Source organism: Pauljensenia sp. UMB10120 (assembly GCF_030212035.1).
Lineage (GTDB): Bacteria > Actinomycetota > Actinomycetes > Actinomycetales > Actinomycetaceae > Pauljensenia > Pauljensenia radingae_A.
Map to the genome: position 1 here is coordinate 135,131 of NZ_JASODH010000003.1, position 19,147 is coordinate 154,277.

At 58.3% G+C, this 19,147-nt stretch carries 15 protein-coding genes and 1 tRNA gene; 8 read left to right on the forward strand and 8 right to left on the reverse strand.

Annotation, left to right across the window (positions count from 1 at the left end):
• Positions 1-34: 34 nt before the first annotated feature.
• The 3 genes from QP093_RS04060 (at position 35) to QP093_RS04070 (ending at position 3,152) form a co-directional block, all read left to right on the forward strand.
• A complete protein-coding gene (locus QP093_RS04060; RefSeq protein ID WP_285015084.1) occupies positions 35-1,477 on the forward strand; it encodes a sensor histidine kinase in 1,443 nt (480 codons plus the stop codon).
• 132 nt (positions 1,478-1,609) lie between these two features.
• The gene (locus QP093_RS04065; RefSeq protein WP_285014834.1) at positions 1,610-2,644 is read left to right on the forward strand and encodes an HD domain-containing protein; all 1,035 of its coding nucleotides are present in this window, start codon (positions 1,610-1,612) and stop codon (positions 2,642-2,644) included.
• A gap of 220 nt (positions 2,645-2,864) precedes the next feature.
• Positions 2,865-3,152, forward strand: a complete 288-nt coding sequence (locus tag QP093_RS04070) for a WXG100 family type VII secretion target (protein WP_058237260.1) — start codon at positions 2,865-2,867, stop codon at positions 3,150-3,152.
• Positions 3,153-3,278: 126 nt separating this feature from the next.
• Here the strand turns inward: QP093_RS04070 and groL are convergent, their stop codons facing one another.
• From groL to QP093_RS04090, 4 genes are all read right to left on the reverse strand, one after another.
• Positions 3,279-4,901 (reverse strand): chaperonin GroEL, encoded by a 1,623-nt coding sequence (gene groL / locus QP093_RS04075; RefSeq protein ID WP_058237261.1) that lies wholly within the window; start codon positions 4,899-4,901, stop codon positions 3,279-3,281.
• A gap of 289 nt (positions 4,902-5,190) precedes the next feature.
• Positions 5,191-5,886 (reverse strand): glutathione S-transferase C-terminal domain-containing protein, encoded by a 696-nt coding sequence (locus QP093_RS04080; protein WP_285014835.1) that lies wholly within the window; start codon positions 5,884-5,886, stop codon positions 5,191-5,193.
• An 18-nt stretch (positions 5,887-5,904) separates the two neighbouring features.
• Positions 5,905-6,267 (reverse strand): glutathione S-transferase family protein, encoded by a 363-nt coding sequence (locus QP093_RS04085; RefSeq protein ID WP_285014837.1) that lies wholly within the window; start codon positions 6,265-6,267, stop codon positions 5,905-5,907.
• A 28-nt stretch (positions 6,268-6,295) separates the two neighbouring features.
• Positions 6,296-6,919, reverse strand: a complete 624-nt coding sequence (locus QP093_RS04090) for a LytR C-terminal domain-containing protein (protein WP_285014838.1) — start codon at positions 6,917-6,919, stop codon at positions 6,296-6,298.
• 146 nt (positions 6,920-7,065) lie between these two features.
• Here QP093_RS04090 and QP093_RS04095 point away from each other — a divergent pair, with 146 nt between their 5' ends.
• Together QP093_RS04095 and QP093_RS04100 are read left to right on the forward strand one after the other, a co-directional pair.
• On the forward strand, positions 7,066-7,761 hold the full coding sequence (locus QP093_RS04095) for a uracil-DNA glycosylase (protein WP_285014841.1): 696 nt from the start codon (positions 7,066-7,068) through the stop codon (positions 7,759-7,761).
• A 489-nt stretch (positions 7,762-8,250) separates the two neighbouring features.
• Positions 8,251-8,643, forward strand: a complete 393-nt coding sequence (locus tag QP093_RS04100) for a hypothetical protein (protein ID WP_285014844.1) — start codon at positions 8,251-8,253, stop codon at positions 8,641-8,643.
• Positions 8,644-9,171: 528 nt separating this feature from the next.
• On the opposite strand, the gene QP093_RS04105 is transcribed toward QP093_RS04100, so the two are convergent.
• From QP093_RS04105 to QP093_RS04115, 3 genes are all read right to left on the reverse strand, one after another.
• Positions 9,172-9,247, reverse strand: a tRNA-Thr gene (locus QP093_RS04105).
• A 108-nt stretch (positions 9,248-9,355) separates the two neighbouring features.
• Positions 9,356-10,162, reverse strand: a complete 807-nt coding sequence (locus QP093_RS04110; protein ID WP_285014846.1) for a DsbA family protein — start codon at positions 10,160-10,162, stop codon at positions 9,356-9,358.
• A gap of 134 nt (positions 10,163-10,296) precedes the next feature.
• Entirely contained in the window at positions 10,297-12,267 is a 1,971-nt protein-coding gene (locus tag QP093_RS04115; RefSeq protein WP_285014847.1) for a serine/threonine-protein kinase, read from the reverse strand.
• A 368-nt stretch (positions 12,268-12,635) separates the two neighbouring features.
• Between QP093_RS04115 and QP093_RS04120 the strand changes: the two genes are divergently transcribed.
• Both QP093_RS04120 and QP093_RS04125 read left to right on the forward strand, forming a co-directional pair.
• A complete protein-coding gene (locus QP093_RS04120; RefSeq protein ID WP_285014849.1) occupies positions 12,636-13,790 on the forward strand; it encodes an ABC transporter ATP-binding protein in 1,155 nt (384 codons plus the stop codon).
• 752 nt (positions 13,791-14,542) lie between these two features.
• Positions 14,543-17,473, forward strand: coding sequence for a Cna B-type domain-containing protein (locus tag QP093_RS04125; RefSeq protein WP_285014851.1), 2,931 nt, complete (start codon positions 14,543-14,545; stop codon positions 17,471-17,473).
• Positions 17,474-17,606: 133 nt separating this feature from the next.
• On the opposite strand, the gene QP093_RS04130 is transcribed toward QP093_RS04125, so the two are convergent.
• Positions 17,607-17,900, reverse strand: a complete 294-nt coding sequence (locus tag QP093_RS04130) for a putative quinol monooxygenase (protein ID WP_285014852.1) — start codon at positions 17,898-17,900, stop codon at positions 17,607-17,609.
• A gap of 149 nt (positions 17,901-18,049) precedes the next feature.
• Here QP093_RS04130 and QP093_RS04135 point away from each other — a divergent pair, with 149 nt between their 5' ends.
• Positions 18,050-19,135 (forward strand): SGNH/GDSL hydrolase family protein, encoded by a 1,086-nt coding sequence (locus QP093_RS04135; RefSeq protein ID WP_285014853.1) that lies wholly within the window; start codon positions 18,050-18,052, stop codon positions 19,133-19,135.
• Positions 19,136-19,147: the final 12 nt, after the last annotated feature.

Genomic DNA, 19,147 nt, shown 5'->3' on the forward strand with positions numbered 1-19,147 from the left:
GCAGATATGGGAACACCGGCCCCTGTCATCACGCATGGTGATCTTGACAGTGGCCTTGCTGGCCCTCGGCCTGACAATGGCTGGAGCAGCAATGATCGGCCTGCTTCAGCGTCACCTGACCTCACAGATCGACGCGCAACTGGTCTCGTCAGCATCACCCCTGGCCCGGCAATCCCTCACCGAATTGACGAACACCAACGCTTATGTTCCAACCCGATTTTTCATTCGCGCGGTGCACGCCGACGGGCAGACCTGGACCTATACGTCGCCTGAAACCTTAGAGTACTCGGGCACGCCGAATATTCCCGACCTGCTCGAGCCGGGCGAATTTGCCAATACTGAATCCGGGTGGACGCGGCCCGTCACCGTCTCATCGTCACTGCCCGGCTCCACGTGGCGGGCAATGGCGATTCCGCTGGGAGTGCGAGGCAGTCAGGATCCCGTTGGGGTCATGACCATTGCACTTCCACTCACTGACGTCCAGCGCACACTGTCAGACACCGCTTTCTACTTCCTGCTGACCTCCATGATTATCGTCATCGCAGGAGGGACGATCGGCCAGTACCTGGTGCGCAAGTCTCTCAAACCGCTGCGCAATATTGAGGTCGTTGCCGGTCGCATCGCTGCCGGAGACCTGAGTCAGCGCATCCCACCCGAACCGCCAACCACTGAAGTCGGATCGCTGGCATTGTCACTCAACACGATGCTCAGTCAGGTCGAACAGTCATTCCATACGCGCGCCGAGTCTGACCGTAAGATCCGTCGTTTCGTCTCTGACGCGTCACACGAGCTGCGCACTCCTCTTGCCGCCATCCGCGGGTACGGCGAGCTCTATCAGATGGGAGGCGTGCCCGGCAACCAGGTTCCAGAAGTCATCAATCGTATTCACTCCGAGGCCACGCGCATGGGAAACCTCGTGGAGGATCTGCTGACGCTGGCACGAATTGACGAGGGGCGACCTCTTGCCCTGACTCCGGTGGACCTCGTCAAAATTGCTGACAATGCTGCCTCCGACCTTGAGGCGCTCGATCCTACACGCGACATCACCGTCAGGTCACTGTCCGGGCGTAAAGCTCCGATGACGTTGACGGTCAATGTGGACCGTGACCGCATTCAGCAGGTTTTCACGAATCTGGTAGGCAACATCAACCGCTACACGTCCAGCGATACGCCAGTGGAGCTGGCTCTGGGGCTCAACGACGGCATGGCGATCGTGGAATTCCGTGACCACGGTCCCGGCATTGCTGAAGACGAACAAAAACGCGTCTTTGAGCGCTTCTACCGCACTGAGGATTCACGCGCGCGTACGACGGGCGGATCTGGCCTGGGATTGGCGATCGTTGCTTCGATTATTGGGGCGCACAACGGCACCACTGAGCTGAAAACGACCCCTGGTGGCGGCTTGACGGTGCGTATTGAACTGCCCACACATTTGACTGCGGAGGACCTCACAAACGAGGCAGATCAAGGCATGTGAGGCGCTGTGCGCTGGGCGCGCGATGCTATTTCGCCCACACATCCGCCTTTTTTGGGACTCTCGGGTAGGAATATGACACCAAGTGCGGCTACCATAGCTCGGTATCATCCCTTTCAAGGAGTGTGAATCGTCATGGGTGCTGAAGCACCTCAGTGGCTGTTCAGTTCATTTGTCCAGTCGATGGAGGAGTTGGGGGCTACCGCAACGCCCGCTCAACTTGACGCCGAGGCTCGTGAACTCCTCAGCCGGTGGAATGAGCCGGGTCGAACGCTGCACAATGTGCGGCACCTGATCGATGTACTGGCGCATCTCGATGAGCTGTCGGGGTCAACACACGATCCCGATGTTCTTCGTATCGCAGCGTGGTACCACGGTTTGATCCTGAACCGCGCTGTGCAGGCGGCTTTGTGGGGTTCAAGCCCGCAGGCCGTCAGCGCCGAGTGCGCCGAATTGACTCACGAGCACTTGACCGGACTGGGAATCAGCGACGACGTGGCAATGCGGGTTGCCGACCTGATTCGCATGGTCGCCATCCACACCGCCCCGCGTGATGACGTGGACGCGCAGGTCCTGGTGGACGCTGACCTCGCTTCGATCGCTGCCGCGCCACAGGAGTACAAGAAATTCCGTCAGTCGCTGCGTGAAGAATACGAACAAGTCGATGATTTGGCCTACTTGCGTGCCCGCCGGATCGTGGTGCGCCGCCTGCTGGCTCGCGATTCGGTCTTTCACTCCCCTGGCGCTGCTGATTGGGAGTCGCGTGCCCGCGAAAACCTGGAAGCTGAGCTGGCCAAGCTCGATGAAGCAATTCTTGAGAAGGATCCTTCTGATATCTCATCGGCCAGTGACAACACCTCCGGCATCGAAGTGGTGGATGGACCCACAACCGGTCAGTTTGACGATGCGCAAGTAACATCGTCGGGTGCCATCATCATTCGCCGCAAGCATTTGAAGCGGAATAACTGCTCGCAGATGCAGGATGAGGCTGACGACGATGACGTCGAGACGACATCCACCATCCCTGCGCTGGCTCCCGAGGCAGCGGATGGTTACGCGGCGCGCCCCGGTTCCGATGGGGATGACGACTCCGACAACGAAGATGCTTCCTCACTGGAAACAGCTATCGAGACGCTGGATGTGCCCAGCCGCCCCAGTTCTCAGTCCTGAAGACGCTCGTCAGGCTCCCCCTCGACGCGCGTTCACAGGAGGAGGCGTTCTTCCCGCGCGTCCACAGAAAAAAAGCTTTCTCCCCGCGCATCCACAGGAGGAGGTATTCTCTGCGCGCATCCACAGGTTCCAGGCGCGATGTTTTCGAGGGTGGCTGGCCTTCCTACGGTATGTGTGACGAGCCCACCGCGGGTTCGCGCAACCGAAAGGATGATCCCCGATGGCAACATATAACGTCGACTCAGATCTAGTTGCTGCATCTGCGGCCAATATCGGCGCCACCGCCGAACGTATTCGAACAGAAGTGGCATCCATGATGGCTGATCTTCTGGCCCTGCAGGACACATGGACGGGAGTTGCGTCAGCTAATTTCGCTGAGTTGACCGCCTCCTGGCGCGCAACTCAAACGCAGGTTGAATCGTCATTGGATTCGATCAGCACGCAGCTATCCGCTGCTGCCAACGTCTACGCTGATGCCGAGTCGCAGACCGTGTCGTTGTTCGCGTAAGTGACGATGTCGCGAACATGCGAGGAAGCCCCGCCGAGCACGTGTGCTCAACGGGACTTCCTCGCGCTTAACTGGATATGCGGTCAGCGCCTTCCAGTCAATTGGTGTCTGTAGATCAGATGCGGCTTAGTACATTCCGCCCATGTCATCGCCACCGGCAGCGGGCGCTGCTGGCGGTTCTGGCTTGTCGGCCACAACGGCCTCAGTGGTCAGGAACATTCCGGCGATGGATGCTGCGTTCTGCAGTGCGGAACGAGTCACCTTGACCGGGTCGGAGATTCCTTCAGCCATCAGGTCACCGTATTCGCCGCTGTCAGCGTTCAGGCCTTCGCCCGGCTTCATGGAGGACACGCGATCCACCACGACGCCGCCTTCGAGTCCGGCGTTCTCAGCGATCTGCTTGATAGGAGCTGCAACAGCCAGGCGCACAATGCCCACGCCTGTTGCCACGTCACCTTCGACCTTGAGGTCGTCCAGCGCTGCGTGTGCGGCGTGGAGCAGTGCCACACCACCACCGGCCACGATGCCTTCTTCAGAGGCTGCGCGGGCGTTACGGATAGCATCTTCGATGCGGTGCTTACGCTCCTTCAGCTCAACCTCGGTTGCGGCGCCGGACTTGATAACGGCGACACCACCGGAAAGCTTGGCGAGGCGTTCTTGCAGCTTCTCGCGGTCGTAATCGGAATCGGTGTTCTCGATCTCGGTCTTGATCTGGCGGATGCGACCATCGATGGCGTCCTTTTCACCGGCGCCGTCCACAATGGTGGTCTCGTCCTTGGTGACGACAACCTTGCGGGCGCGACCCAGCAGTTCCAGATCGGCGTTCTCGAGGGAAAGGCCAACGGTCTCGGAGATGACCTGACCGCCGGTCAGGATGGCCATATCCTGCAGCATTGCCTTGCGGCGATCGCCAAAGCCGGGAGCCTTGACGGCCACTGACTTGAAGGTTCCGCGGATCTTGTTGACGACCAGTGTAGCCAGCGCTTCACCTTCGATGTCCTCAGCAACAATCAGCAGGGACTTGCCGGACTGCATGACCTTCTCAAGCAGGGGCAGCAGATCCTTGACATTGGAGATCTTGGATTCCATGAGCAGAACGTAAGGGTCCTCAAGGACTGCTTCCTGACGCTCAGTGTCGGTGACGAAGTACGCGGACAGGTAGCCCTTGTCGAAACGCATGCCTTCGGTGGTCTCCAAGGTGGTGTCGAAGGAGTTGGTCTCTTCAACAGTCACAACACCTTCGGCTCCGACCTTTTCGAAAGCTTCAGCGATGAGCTTGCCGATGGCCGGATCATTTGCCGAGATCGACGCGGTTGCAGCGATCTGGTCGGTGGTTTCGATCGGCTTGGCGTCCTTGTGCAGCTGCTCAACGATTGCTTCAACTGCCTGGTCGATGCCGCGCTTGATTCCAATCGGGTTGGCGCCGGCTGCGACGTTACGCAAACCTTCGTGTACGAGTGCCTGGGCAAGAACGGTTGCGGTCGTGGTGCCATCACCGGCGACGTCATCGGTCTTCTTGGCAACTTCCTTCACCAGTTCGGCGCCGATGCGCTCGAACGGATCTTCGAGGTCGATTTCCTTGGCGACAGACACGCCGTCTTTGGTGATCGTGGGAGCTCCCCACTTCTTGTCGAGGACAACGTTGCGGCCCTTGGGGCCAAGCGTGACCTTGACGGTGTCAGCCAGAAGATTCAGACCGCGCTCCATGCCACGGCGCGCTTCCTCATCAAAATGAATGAGCTTGGACATGCTATGTATATTCCTTCCGCATTGCGGATCGTAGGGACGGTGCCCGCGACGGACGATTCCACTGGCAACGTTCTTGTCTCGTTGCCGGTGTAACCTCACCAGCCCTAAGGTCTTTTATCACTCTGCCTTGGCGAGTGCTAATCTAATTTTGGCACTCTCGACCCGAGAGTGCAAGGCGGGCATAGTCGCTCATAGCGAACAGTCATGAAGCGGGTTGTACCGGCGGATAGCCCGTCCAGCGGCCACCTTGCCCGGCAGCTGTGACCGACAGTGCTGAGCTGCGCGTTCTTTAACATTCAGTCAATGCGGGAGGGCGCTCGTCTTCTCGCACAGGGCCAGGCGCTGTTCCTTGTCCGAACGGTTGGCCGCCCAGCTGCTCGCGATCATGTTCTTCCAGAAGGTACGACAGATCCGGTCCCACAGGGACAACGCGGGTGGGGTTGATTTCCTCGTGCACGATGTAGTAGTGCTCTTTGATCTGTTGGATGTCCACCGTGTCACCGAAACCCGGTGTTTGGAACAGGTCCTGCAGGTAGGCACGCAGTACCGGCATGTCACGGATCATCATCCGATTGGCTTTGAAGTGCCTGAAATAGACTGCATCGAAACGCACAAGGGTGGTGAACAGTCGCACGTCAGCCAGCGTGATGTGGTCACCGACCAGGTAGCGGCGGGAGGTGAGCCGATCACTAACCCAGTCCATTGCGCGCCACAGATCTCGATAGGCGTCCTCGTAGCTGGATTGGTCAGCGGCGAAACCGCACCGATAGACACCGTTGTTGATGTTCGGGTAGACCTCGTCGTTGACGGCTTCGATTTCGTCCACTAACGACTCTGGATACAGGTCCGGAGCGCCGTCACGCTGCACGCCTGACCACTGTGTGCACATGTCGATGGTCATCTGGTTAAAGTCATTGGTCACCACGGCACCACTGGGGACATCCACAATCGCAGGGACGGTGATCCCTTTCGGATAGTCGGGCACGCGCGCAAAGTATGCGTCCTAGAGGCGCTCGATGCCAAGCACCGGATCACGGTCGTCGGGGTACATCCCACTGTAGTTCCATGACCGGGCATCGTGGGTGGGGCCTGCCAGACTCAGTGTCAGAGCGTCCTCCAGACCCATGAGTCGGCGGATGATGACAGCGCGGTGTGCCCACGGGCAAGCTCGGGCGGCCATGAGGCGGTAGCGGCCAGACTCGACCGGCCACAACATGTTCCCCACTTCACGTGCATCGCCTGATCGCGGTTGCGGAGCGGATCCTGGCGGGATCGACGACACAATCCTGTCAGCAATGTAGGCGGTGTCGCGTACGTACGCGCCTTCGGTTGCGGCTTTGTGAGCTTTCTGAGCGTCGTCAGCCATATTTCCGCCTCTTCTTGAGGGGTTCCTCTTATCTGAGCAGGACGACCACGTCGTAGTCACCGACATCATCGAAGTTCTCGCGAACCTCGTCAATTCCCAGGACTCGGGCGATTTCGTGGGCGGATTTTTCGATCTGCGGATCGGCGTAGTACACCACAGAAACGTCGGAGACCCAACCTTCTGCGTTCTCAGCGGTAGTTCCGGGGAATCCTGCCTCGTTCAGCGCTGCGGATTTTTCGGCCGCAAGCCCCTCGATACCCGTGCCGTTGAGGACGCCGATCTTGACATGCTTGTCGATGATTTCTTCAGTTGGCTCATCTCCGGACGATTGAGTTTCTTCGCCTGATACCTGTGTGTCGGTTGAGCCAGTTCCCGAAGCTTCTGGCTTCTCATCTGCCTGCTCGCCCGATTGCACATCGCCCGAGGGGGGCGCGACCGACTGTGCGACCGACTGAGTCGAATCGGACTGTGACGGCGTGATTCCTGCATTGGTGAGGACTCGCGCCAGACCCCATCCGAGCAGCGGGATAACGATGAGAAGAATCAAGAACGGCGCGACTGAGCGCCATTTCGAGGGCTGGGCGCGGTGCATACCGACCGGCATATCTTCGCCAGCTCGATCAAATTCATCCTTCGGATACTGTGAGCTCACGCGCTTAGACTATCTGTAACTGTCACTTTTGTGCGGCCAATCGGCCGGGTGTCGCATCGGCAGCGCCGGTTACGGCTGTCTCAACATACCGCTCAGACCGCGGCTCGAGGGGCACCCTCGTCAATAAGACGGGATACGCTAGGTACGTGAGCGAAATTGAAGGCGGCACCGGTCCGCGACCATTGAGTGAGCTGCTTGATCCGGGATGGGCGCGGGCGCTGGCTCCGGTTGAAGAGCGCGTGCATGAGCTTGGACAGATGTTGCGCTCGGAGATTCAATCTGGTCACGGGTACTTTCCTGCCGGACGGGACGTGTTGCGCGCGTTCACATATCCGTTTGACGAGGTCAAGGTGCTCATCGTCGGCCAGGATCCCTATCCGACACCCGGGCACGCCATGGGGCTGTCGTTTTCTGTTGCTCCCGGGGTTCGCCCGCCTCGATCCCTGGAGAATATCTTCACTGAGTTGGTGGAGGATCTGGGTGTGCCTCGTCCGACCAGCGGTGATTTGACTCCCTGGTCACGCGAGGGAGTGTGCCTGCTGAACCGCGTCCTTACTGTGCGCCCTGGCGCGCCGGCTTCGCATCGTGGCCGCGGCTGGGAAGAGGTGACGGATTGCGCGATCGATGCTCTTGTTGGACGAGGGAGGCCTCTGGTCGCTGTTTTATGGGGTCGCGATGCTCAGGGACTGAAGCCGCGACTGGGTGCAACACCTGTGGTGGAGTCTGCTCATCCGTCGCCGCTTTCTGCTCGTCGCGGGTTCTTCGGTTCTCGGCCGTTTTCGCGTGTCAATGCGCTGCTGCAGTCTCAGGGTGCGGAGCCGGTCAACTGGCAGTTGCCGTAGGAATCTTAGGGGTCACTCTTTCAGGCGGGACCGCTGGCCGCGGATGCAGATAGCGCCGCAGAGGCCGGCAATCTGAAAGCGGACTTTCGAGGACGGATTGGACGCCATTAGGCAGAACTCTGCTCTCACGGCCGTGCTGACCCCTGAAAGTTGGACAGTTATGTGTTCAGTCGTGAGTGCGAGGAGTCAGTTCATTCAAAACGGCAGGAGATACGAGCGCGCCGCTTTTACTCTTTGCTCTTGTCTACGTTGCGTTGGCGATGTGGAGATTCACAAGGAAGCGAGGGATCAGACTGAGCCTTTGCCAATTGGCGGAGGCTAGCCCCGTAGCGGCATACCTGATTCGGCAGCATCCCCTGGCAGCCACCAGTAGCCACTTTGTATCCATTTCGTACCAGTTCCCGGTCCGGCCTGTGGTAATGTACCGCGGGACGCTGTTGACGCGCCCATACGCATCGTACTAGCAGATAAAGAAACAGAGGACACGCGGTGAAACGTTACGCACTACCACTTCTGACACTTGCAGCAGCTTTGACACTCACTGCGTGTGGCGGAAGCAATGCCGCCGAAGGCGACAAGACAGCGTGCGGGCTGTACAAAGAGGCCGTTGATATCTTCGCCACCATCGAGGATCGCTCGGCGCCGAATGAGGACACACTGTCGCAGATCACCGACAAGCTCAATAGTGCGGAAGACGCAGCGGAAGATCTTCACCTTCAGGACAAGCTCGTGCGGACAAGAAACAATATTGAGAAGTTCAGCGAGACCCAGAATCCTGGCATGCTTGACTCATTTGCCTCCCAGACAACCGGAGTTGTCGAAATGTGCCAAGAGCTCGGTGTCACAGTTAAGCTGACTGAGGACCTCCAGACGTCCAGGTGATCGACACAGGACAGCACTTTGACGCGTTTCTTAAGGTGTAGTCAAGGCGTCACCAACAAGCGCACCTGCTGTTCACTGCGATAGACGCAATTCCTCTGAAAACGAATGCGTCGAGCATTCACCGAAACTATGGAGATTCCGGGTTAATGCCCGGATTTCTACTGCCCATTTCAGACATCATCGACGCGGGCAGTGTTGTACACACTCGCATACAAGTGAGGCGCTCCGTTTGATACCCTTTTCTGGTAACTCTCGCAGCGCCTCGCTGCTTTTCCAACGCGCCGTCTCCGCTCACACAACCAGGCCAGCGACGACTGGCATCAGCTCCAGCTGGGGGCACTCCCGATGAGCAGATGGCGTACAGGGTGACGCCACTCCGCTCCTAGTTGGCTTCGCAGGATCAGTAACAGCTAACGGATCACATAGTTGCTGAAAAGTCCGCTTAGGGATTGAAGGGATTGCGCGCCCGCTGACACACCAACTATTCGTCGGCTCAACGCCGGCCTGACGTCATCCAATTCGAAAGTATGGAGCCACCTGCGAGACTCGAACTCGCGACCGTCCGCTTACAAGGCGGGTGCTCTACCAACTGAGCTAAGGTGGCCAGCTCACATATCTTGCCATGAGCACGCCAGTGAACACCAATCGAATCTATTGAGTGTGAAGAATCCCTCGAGACGACTACTCACCGCTTACGGCAGGCGCGAACCGCTTACTCAGCCATCCCCGAAATAATGTCGGAGGCAAAGTTCTCCAGCGTGAACGGAATAACCTTCGTGCCATCCTTCACGTATTCGGGGGTGCCGTACGAATCGCCGCGACCCGCGAACTTCTTCTCGCCCCATACTTTAGTGGAGTTCGCCAAGTAGGTTTGCACCGCATTGGCGTCGAAGGTCGAGACAACTTCGTCAGGAACTCCCACGGAACGGGCGAGTTCCGCCACCTTGTCAATGGACTGATCCATTGATTTGACGACGCGTGTATCGCCAGACGTCCACTGCTCATTGAAGAAGCCCATCAGCGCGTGGTGGAACGCCACCCAGTGTTCGGGATCCTTCTGTGCAACGATCAGCGATGCTGTGGTCGCGGGTTTCGCGTAGTCCATGCCAACTGTTGTGACGGGCTGGTAGGCAATGTTGAACTTCCCGTCAGTAGCAGCCTGGACGATTTCTTCACCGCCCGCGGTGTCAACCTGCGCACATACGTGGCACGAGTAGTCAAAATAGATCGTCAGCGTCGGCAGGTTGGGATCAGGATCCTCAATGCCGTTGTGGGAGTACACCACCGGCGACGAATCTGCGTAGGGTCCCAGCAGCGCTGCGGCCTCCTCGTCAGGCAGAGCCGAACCTTTCGGGCGATACGTCAGCATCACTGCCGCCACAGCTGCAACCACGGCGACGACAATCAGCACGACCACGCCGATGATGATGACGCGGGTACGCTTTTCCGACTTGAGCTGGGCTTCGCGCATCTCCCGCGCCTTCGTGCGCGTATCACGCGATGATTCTGACTTCGCCATCGGTTATGTGCTCCTCGCTTCGGGCAGATACTGATTTTCACGCAGGATCATTATGACGCGATGACCCACCTGACGCGAACCCAACAGGCCAGAGCATCCACAGCCGCCTTCCTCGAAAACCGCCGTCAGCACATCTAGGAAACCGTCGTCAGCCAGAACGCGACCGGGATCGCCAGGAAAGCCGCACTCAACAGCGCACGCCCCCACCACGGCGGCGACACGGTGCGGAACACGATCGCCATTCCATCACGCACCGATTCAGTAAGCTCGAGGATCCTGAAGCTCATCAGCAGCACCAGTGAGACAGCCATCAGCGCCGTCAGCGGAATCATCTGAGTCGCAACTCCACTGGGATCGGAGAGTACCCCGCCCCATAGCACCAGGTCACCGGGCCATTGAAGGGTTTCCAGAGACATCTCAAGATAATCCCTCAGCACCGTCACAATGGCGATGGCCCACACGATCGCCGCCCATATACATGCGATCACCGAAGCGACGGCTATGCTCAGCACACCGACCACCACCATGATCGGCACTTTGAGAAGTGTCATGGCCGTATCTCCCGGCCCCGGCCCGTTGCGATCCCTCTGCCGGTTGACCTTGCGTTCGCGGAACTGCCCGATCACGCTGAATACCAGGAGGGTTGCGAGCGCTGCGACCAGTCCCGACATGCCGTATGCGACAGGCAACAGCGAGAGGGCCGCCATCAGGCAGGTCGACAAGACCCCCGTTCTCTTCAGAGGGGGAGGTTGCCATGCAGGTTCACCATCGGTTTCCTCGACGTCCCCTTCGCCCGGCTCCGCCAGTTCGAGGGGCGCAGGCTTGTCCACCGTAATTGCCGAGGGTGACTGCGCATCATCCCACGTCGGAAGTTTCTTGAACGACTCGCCGCCCTTGTTGACCAGGAAGGGGCCTGCGCTTTGCCACCCTGGTTGCGCCTCATCAGGCGGAAGCGGAGGCACGTCGGTGGGGATGACAGCCGTCTGGTCGGGAGGAGACACCGGGTAGGGCACGGTGACAGGCGGTTCCCACTGATTGGGCTGCCCGGCAGAGAGCTCTGGCTGGCCGGGTTGCGGTGCGCGATACACGTCAGTGCTCTGAGTCAGAGGCTGGGTGTACGCCTGATTGGTGGTCATATCGGGATACTGTGTTGTCTCAGGCGTGTCGCTCGTGTAGTCGTCCTCGTCAAATGATGAGGGCATGAATGTTGAGCCCAGGTCACCCAGGCTGGACGTGACCAGTGAGCTCCCCGTCCATGTGTCTGAGTACTGATCAGTTTCGTCGTCGTGGCCGGAGCCGTATCCATCGCGAGCGTGCGAATCTGCCGCACCGTTCAGAACGGAGCACAGGCTTTCGAAGCTCATACGGTTGTCGACAGTAGGATCCAGGCATCGTTTCATGGACGATGCCAAACGAGGAGGCAATCCCGCGATATCCGCATCACCGGCAAGGACGCGCGAAATGATGACGCCGGGCGCTCCGCCTCCAAAAGGTGGTCGGCCGGTCAATGCGTGCAGGATCGTGGCGCTCAGGGACCACCAATCAGCCTGAGGAGTCACCGGACTGCCCGTCATTACTTCCGGTGCGGTGTAGCCCGCAGTGCCGGACACCAGTCCGGTCGCCGTCAGCCGGTCATCCCCATCCCCGACCGCGATACCGAAGTCGATGAGCACGGGGCCGCGTTCGGACAGAATGATGTTCGACGGTTTGATGTCACGGTGAACCACCCCTGCCCCGTGGACACGTTTGAGGATACGGTTCAGTGCTGTGGCTAGGCGTGCCACTTCGCTCAGTTCCATTGTCCCGCTGCGGATGCGCGAGGCGAGGGTTGGGCCGTTCACGTATTCGGTGACAACGAAGGGTTCGGCGGCTTCCGTTTCAACATCGAGGACGCGCACGACGCCGTCTGATCGGATTCGATTGACCGTGGCAGCTTCTCTGCTCAGACGCTGTCGGGCTTCCTCCGTGGCAGCCTGAGCCGGGTGCAGCATTTTCAGGGCGACTTGTGCTCCTCCATCGTCACGAGCCAGCCAGACAGTGCCGGCACCTCCCGTGCCCAGACGGCTGACCAGTTCGTAGCCGCCAACGCGTTGCCCGATATCCACATCCTTGAGCGTATCGAATGTTGACGCTCTGCAGGACTTAGATTCGAGGATTTTCGACTTTCACGTAAGAGCGGGCGCGGGAAGAAGCTCCCAGTGAGACTGTGGGCCATACGCGAGTCCAAGAATGACGAGACCTCTTTCACTCATGGCTGATTCTTGCACTGTCATAGCTGATGATGCTGGTCAGTGACATGCGCAACAGGACTGATTCACTATCTCAGGTATCCCCCGCTGTCGATCTCATGGTATTTTTAATCCAGTGCTTTCGTTCACAGGGGGAACGGCAGCATCGGCAGCGGTGAAGACGCCGTTGTCCCGGCTCTCTACTTGGATCGTCCGGCACGTACCTGTCGGTGGAGGTTAAAAACATGGCAACAGTAACGTTTGATAAGGCAACCCGCATTTACCCGGGTTCAGACAAGCCAGCTGTGAAAGAACTGTCCCTGGAAATCGCTGACGGCGAGTTCCTCGTCCTCGTTGGTCCTTCCGGCTGCGGAAAGTCAACGTCACTGCGTATGCTTGCTGGTCTTGAAGACGTCAACTCTGGACGCATTTTCATTGGTGACCGCGATGTCACCGATGTTCAGCCCAAGAACCGCGACATTGCAATGGTCTTCCAGAACTACGCTCTGTACCCGCACATGACTGTGCGCGACAACATGGGCTTTGCTCTGAAGATCGCTGGCACGGATAAGAACGAAATCCGTGAGCGCGTGAACGAAGCAGCACGCATCCTTGACCTAGAGCCCTATCTGGACCGCAAGCCGAAGGCTCTGTCCGGTGGTCAGCGTCAGCGAGTCGCAATGGGACGTGCAATTGTTCGTAAACCGCAGGTGTTCCTGATGGACGAGCCGCTATCCAACCTGGATGCCAAGCTGCGTGTTCAGACCCGTACACAGATCGCATCACTGCAGCGCGAACTCGGTGTCACAACCGTGTACGTGACCCACGACCAGACCGAAGCTCTGACAATGGGTGACCGCATCGCGGTTCTCAACAACGGCATCCTTCAGCAAGTTGGCACACCTCAGGAAATGTACGAACGCCCCGCCAACGAATTCGTGGCAGGATTCATCGGTTCACCTGCAATGAACCTGGGTCGTTTCAAGGTCGAAGGCAACTGGGGCGTCCTCGGAACTGCTCGTGTTGCCCTGTCGGATGCCACCATTGCGGCTCTGAAGCCAGAAGACAACAACACGGTCGTCATCGGCTTCCGTCCTGAGGGACTTGAGCTGGTTGGTGAAGATGTCGAAGGCACCATTCCGATCGAAGTCGACTTCGTTGAGGAACTCGGCTCTGACGCCTACATCTACGGACACCTTGCAGGTGTCGAGGGAGGCCACGGCCTTGGATCGGGTACCGACGAGAATCCTGATGAGAATAAGGAAGACAAGAGCGATCAGCTGATCGTTCGCGTTCCTCCGCGTACCGCCCCGAAGCCGGGATCTGTGATCCACGCTCGCGTCATTCCTGCGCAGCAACACAACTTCTCGGCGGCAACTGGCGAGCGTCTGCCTGCCTAAGCTAAGACTCACGAGGGTCAGCTGACGATGCAAATCTGATGCTGTTGCCCCACTGAAATATCACCGGTGGCTCGCCCCAACACGGGGCGGGCCACCTTTTCGTATCTCTTCTAGACACAAATTTTACACTCTGTCAAATTTGGATCGAACACTTTGCTCTTCACTGGTGCAGTTGAGGGCTTGGTGGAGGCAAGCAGCGTTCTACCAGGGGCTCTAGCTCGTGGGGAGTACGACAAGATGGAGCGGTCCCAAAAATTTGCTTGCATATCGGTTCAGTTTCGAACAGGCCGTTGATGGTTTCAGGCGAGGGCTTCCGCGTCAGAATCACATACATTACCCGTTGCCGGTTTATTCCTGCACGTCAGCGACGTTTGTCGTTTGAGAAAACACACGCTGCCATCGGCCCACCATCGGTAGGACGATCCGCAACCATCCTGACCTCGCAGCACCTCAACTCCCGCCAATACCTCCCGACCACATTCCCAAACCTCCGAAACACGTAGAACAAAAGCGCAACGCTTCGTTTCAAGACCACTGAGGGAATCTTCAGCGCACTATTTGCCTGACTCATCCTTCCACGAGCACTTGTCACGACCCGTGGCCGGTGAGGCGGGCGATGGTGGTGGTGGACATCCTCCCACGAGCACTTGTCACGACCCCTTTTTCTTTACTCCAACCTAGTGGTAAGCTTTCGTTGATTGTCTCTCACAGTTGCACGGCAGCATAACTCAAATCCATTGACAGGTGATCACATGTTTCTTGCACCCTCTCGTCCAGGGCACAGTCCGACACGCACTCGCACATCAGCTTTCACACATTTGGCAGCATTATGCGCGGCAGCGCTCGCGTGTACCTCGAGCCTCGTAGTTGGTTTCGTCTCCCCGACTTGGGCTGATGACGCCGCCTCCGACTCTCCCGAAGCCTCCAATACCATTGCAGATTCACCGCAAAGCGGTACTGAATCGCCCTCAGAGCAGGGAGGTCTTCATATTCCTGAAAATCCGGGGGATCCCGCTGTTGTCGGTACTGTGGAAGATGAAGACTACTCCACAGCAGCCGGCGCGCCGATGTCTGGAGCTACCCCATTGATGACAGCGCCGGCCACCGATTCAGCACGCACCCGTACTCAACGGTCAGCCGCAACCGAATCGGCGCCAGATGCTGAACGCACTGAGGTCTATTGCTACACGCCTCAGCAAGATCTCACGTGCAGCGAGGACCAATTCCGTTCACTGATCACACAGGCTGGCTCCACACCAACTCGCATCGTTCTGGGAATGGTCGGCCCCTATCTCACCGACACTGTCACGATTCCACGCGGAGCTGACATTGAGCTGGTCAATTATCCTGCCAATGCGTGGGGAGCCAATTCCTCGTCGCTCATCGCTGAGGACGGGTTCAGGGGTTCTGCTCTGTTCAACGTCGAGGAAGGCGCTACCCTGACCATTTCTGCTCAACCCGAAGGCGGCGAGATCGAGATGGGCGCTCGCGGCGAGTACGTTAAGAATGGGCAGATCCTTGTCCACTCACGAGGAGCATTTGTCCTCAATCAAGGCACGCTCAGCGGCGTACGCGACCACTCAGGATTTCACATCGGTGCAGTGACCGTCACGGGTTCCAAAGCTTCGTTCACCATGAATGGCGGCACCATCACCGATAACCACAGGCGACAAGATCCCACCACTACTCAAAGGGGTGCAGGCAATATCGCAGTCAGCGATGGTGCAACGTTCATCATGAATGGAGGACTAATCACCGACGGTTGGGGCTCCGGCGTCAGTAAACACTCACAGTACGACTACGGTGAAGCAGGAGGGGTCGGCCTGTACAACGGCGGCCACATGGTGATGAATGGCGGTGAGATCTCCAGCAACAACGGCTTCGCCGGAGGCATTCTCGCAATGTCGTGGCCGTTCTCGAAAGAAGAAGCTGAACAGACCAAAGAATCAGCACGCAATACAGTAGAAATCAACGGCGGAACGATCACCAACAACACCAGTCGATTCAGCGGCGGCGGAGTTTTTTCATTTGGCAACTCCGTTGTGACAATGAACGGCGGAACGATCACCAATAACACCGCTCCCAATGGAGGCGGCGTAGGAACATTCGATGACTACGTAAAAGGCGCTGAAAAGACATGGGCAGAGATCCCCAGCACAGGAAAGCAGGCTGGGTACACCGCTGATGCCTGGGCAGACCTTTCTCCGGCAGCTTTTATCATGAATGGTGGAACGATTTCCCACAATAGCGCGGACCGCACCGGTGGCGGAATTAACGTCGTCAGCAACCGCGTTACTTTACGCGGCGGAAACATCGAAGCGAACACGGCGAAGCAAATGGGCGGCGGCGTGTACGTGTCGACCAAGTCCTACTCAGCGCACTTTGAAAACGTTGCAGTCAACCGTAATGAGGCTAAGCATATCGGTGGCGGAGTATGGGTCTGCCCGACCGGCTCCATCGACTTATACGTGACAGAAGGTGCCGGGATTTTCAATAACTCTGCCAGCCATTTCGGTTCCGATATCGCCCACGACAATTACGGTTCCGCCGGGTCGATCAATTTACGCTTGGCCAATCGTATGCTGGGTGGCGGCGACGTCACCTACTACTTCGATAACGAAGACCAACGTTTCTCCCCAGAGGCTCCAGGAGATCCGCAAAATTTCTGGGATCGGCCGCTCCGAAATGAGGGTCTCCACTCAGAGGCTACAGATCACACGAAGAATGATGCATCAACGCTGGCCAAGCTCACAATCACGGAAAACAGTGCCGAACGAGGTGCAGGAATCGGTTCAAACGGTAACGTCACTTTCGGAAAACCCGACACAGTTGATCTGGAAGTCGCTAAGCAGTGGCATGACAGTGAAGGCACCGAGATTCCCGGTGCGTCGCCCTCGTTGCCCTCAAGCATCACGATCCAGTTGATGCGCCAAATCGGGCAGCACGATCCGACTCAGCTCGGCGATCCCATTACCATTACTCCTGATAAGGACGGCAACTGGCGTCACACGTTTAAAGGTCTTCCAACAACCCTCATCGTCGCAGACAGTGCTGAATCACAGGAGGTCTCATACTCGGTTCGTGAGCTGCACGTTGATGGCTACGATTCACTCATCTCCCCGACCACCGTGGTTTCGGATAATCCCCAAGTACAGGCACTCACCGTCACGAATACGCAGACTCCAATGACTGTGACGGTCAACAAGATCTGGCAAGATGTTGATGGCGAAACGCTTGAAGGCACCTCCCCCGCCATCCCGGACAGCATCACGGTCCAGCTCACTCGCCAAATTGGCAAGGGCGACCCAACCAACGTGGGCGACCCCGTCACCATCACCCCAGATGCTGACGGCAATTGGACTTACACCTTTACGAACTTGCCACGAACCGTTGCAGGCGAGCCGGTCCGGTACGCAGTGGTCGAGACGCCAATCGAAGGATTTGACTCAGCTGCGCAGCAGGCAGCAACGCAGGAGGGCTCTCACGATGTGGTGGTGACACTGACGAACAGGCAGAAGCCACCGACACCGCCTACTCCACCCACCCCGCCGACACCCCCGGCACCGCCTCGTCTGGTGAAAACGGGAGCTGATTCCACGGCGCTGTGGTTGTTCGGCGCACTGGGCGCTGCAGGAGTCGCTGTCAGGGCTGGAGCGCGTTTACGGCGCAGGGCTGAGAGATGAGAAGCTGCCCTGATGGCGAAGACCACGCCCCTGCACGGTTTTCACCATCAGGGCTGATCACCTGATCGTACAGCTTTCGCTGGAAGGCAGGGCGATATCGAGGACGACACGGATCGCCGTCAGGCCCCCACGGTCAGTGATCGTCGCGATAGCGTTCGACCCGCAGATGCAGCGCGTACTTCTCACGTAGCTGCGCGATCTGCGTCATCATCTCAGAATGGTGATGCTGGTCAAGGGCTTCTTGGTCATGCCAACGGTCGATCAACAGAACCGTCTCCGGATCATTCATCGGGAAGAAATACTCGTAACGTTCATTACCTTCCTGGGCGCGAACTCGATCAACAATGCCGCTGGTTACCATTTCCTGAGCAAATGCGCGGGCGCTCCCATTGTGTCCTGTGTAATACAGATTAACCGTTAGGCTCATCTTGACCCCCTGTGTCGCTACGTCCAGCGATTTACCGACCAGCCTATTCCTGGCGGCCTGTTCACGCGTTCTGTCCCCTTCACAAGGTATTGTCATGACAGGAGGGGCCAGCTGCGGCCGCTCCTCAGGCCATCATGGAAGGATGTCAAATGCGTCGTCTAGTTGCATCAGGCATTGCAGTGGCATGCCTCAGTCTCCTCGCACCGCTTACCGCGCACGCTGAGAGCGCCACCGCATCTGAGTCACCCTCGACCCCGCACAATATTCTGCAGCTGGGCGACTCCTACTCGGCCGGGAACGGCGCGCAGAACTACACGGAAACGAACTGTTACCGCTCGCCCAATAATTACGGTGCTGTCACCGCTGAACGCCTTGGCGCCTCGTACACAAACCGTGCCTGCTCAGGTGCACAGTCGAAGGACTTCTACTCCTCACAGTCCCTGGGGTGGAAGAAGTCGGTGACGAAGACCTACGTTCTACCCAAGTCGACCTACCCTGACCAGCCCGCTGAATGGCAGCGCCGCGTCGAAGAATCCCAGATCTGCGGCGCACTGCCCGAGGGGAACTTCACGTGGGATATTCGCCAGGTCGCACCCGCACCGGCGGGCTCTCTCTACACAGCCACCGCCGAATGCCACCTGTACGCGCTCCCCCAGCTCGACGCCGTCACCCCCGACTATGACTCCGTGTTCCTGACAATTGGCGGCAACGATGCCAACTTCTTCGGCATCATCGTGTCCTGCTTCATCGGGCGTGATGCCTCGTCCTGCCAGCAGCGCATGAACGAGACTGCGGTCACCGTCAACACCTTCCGCACGCGCCTCACCACCCTTCTGAGAGATATTGACGAGCGTGCCGCCGGCAACGCTGACATCTATCTGCTGTCCTACCCGGATCTGCTGAGCACGCCGTCCTACACGCTTCCCGAAGGTCCTGCAGGTTGGTTCGATGCCGGCACCACGCTGCGCACCCTCCAGGCTCGCTACACCGACCTGCAAGCCAGCATCATCAGCGATCTGAACAAGGCCAATGGGACGACCCGCTTCCACCTTGTTGACATTCGAGACGCCTTCGACGGGCACGGCCTCGATCCGCACATGGCGGCGTCCCAGGATCATTCCTGGATCTCAGCACCTTTCGCCTCCACCGACCTTATGGGCTACATGCATCCCACGCCCAGTGGCTGGGCAGCGGAAGCCGACACGCTCACCGACGCGATTCTTGCGCAGCGTTAAACTCGCGCACAA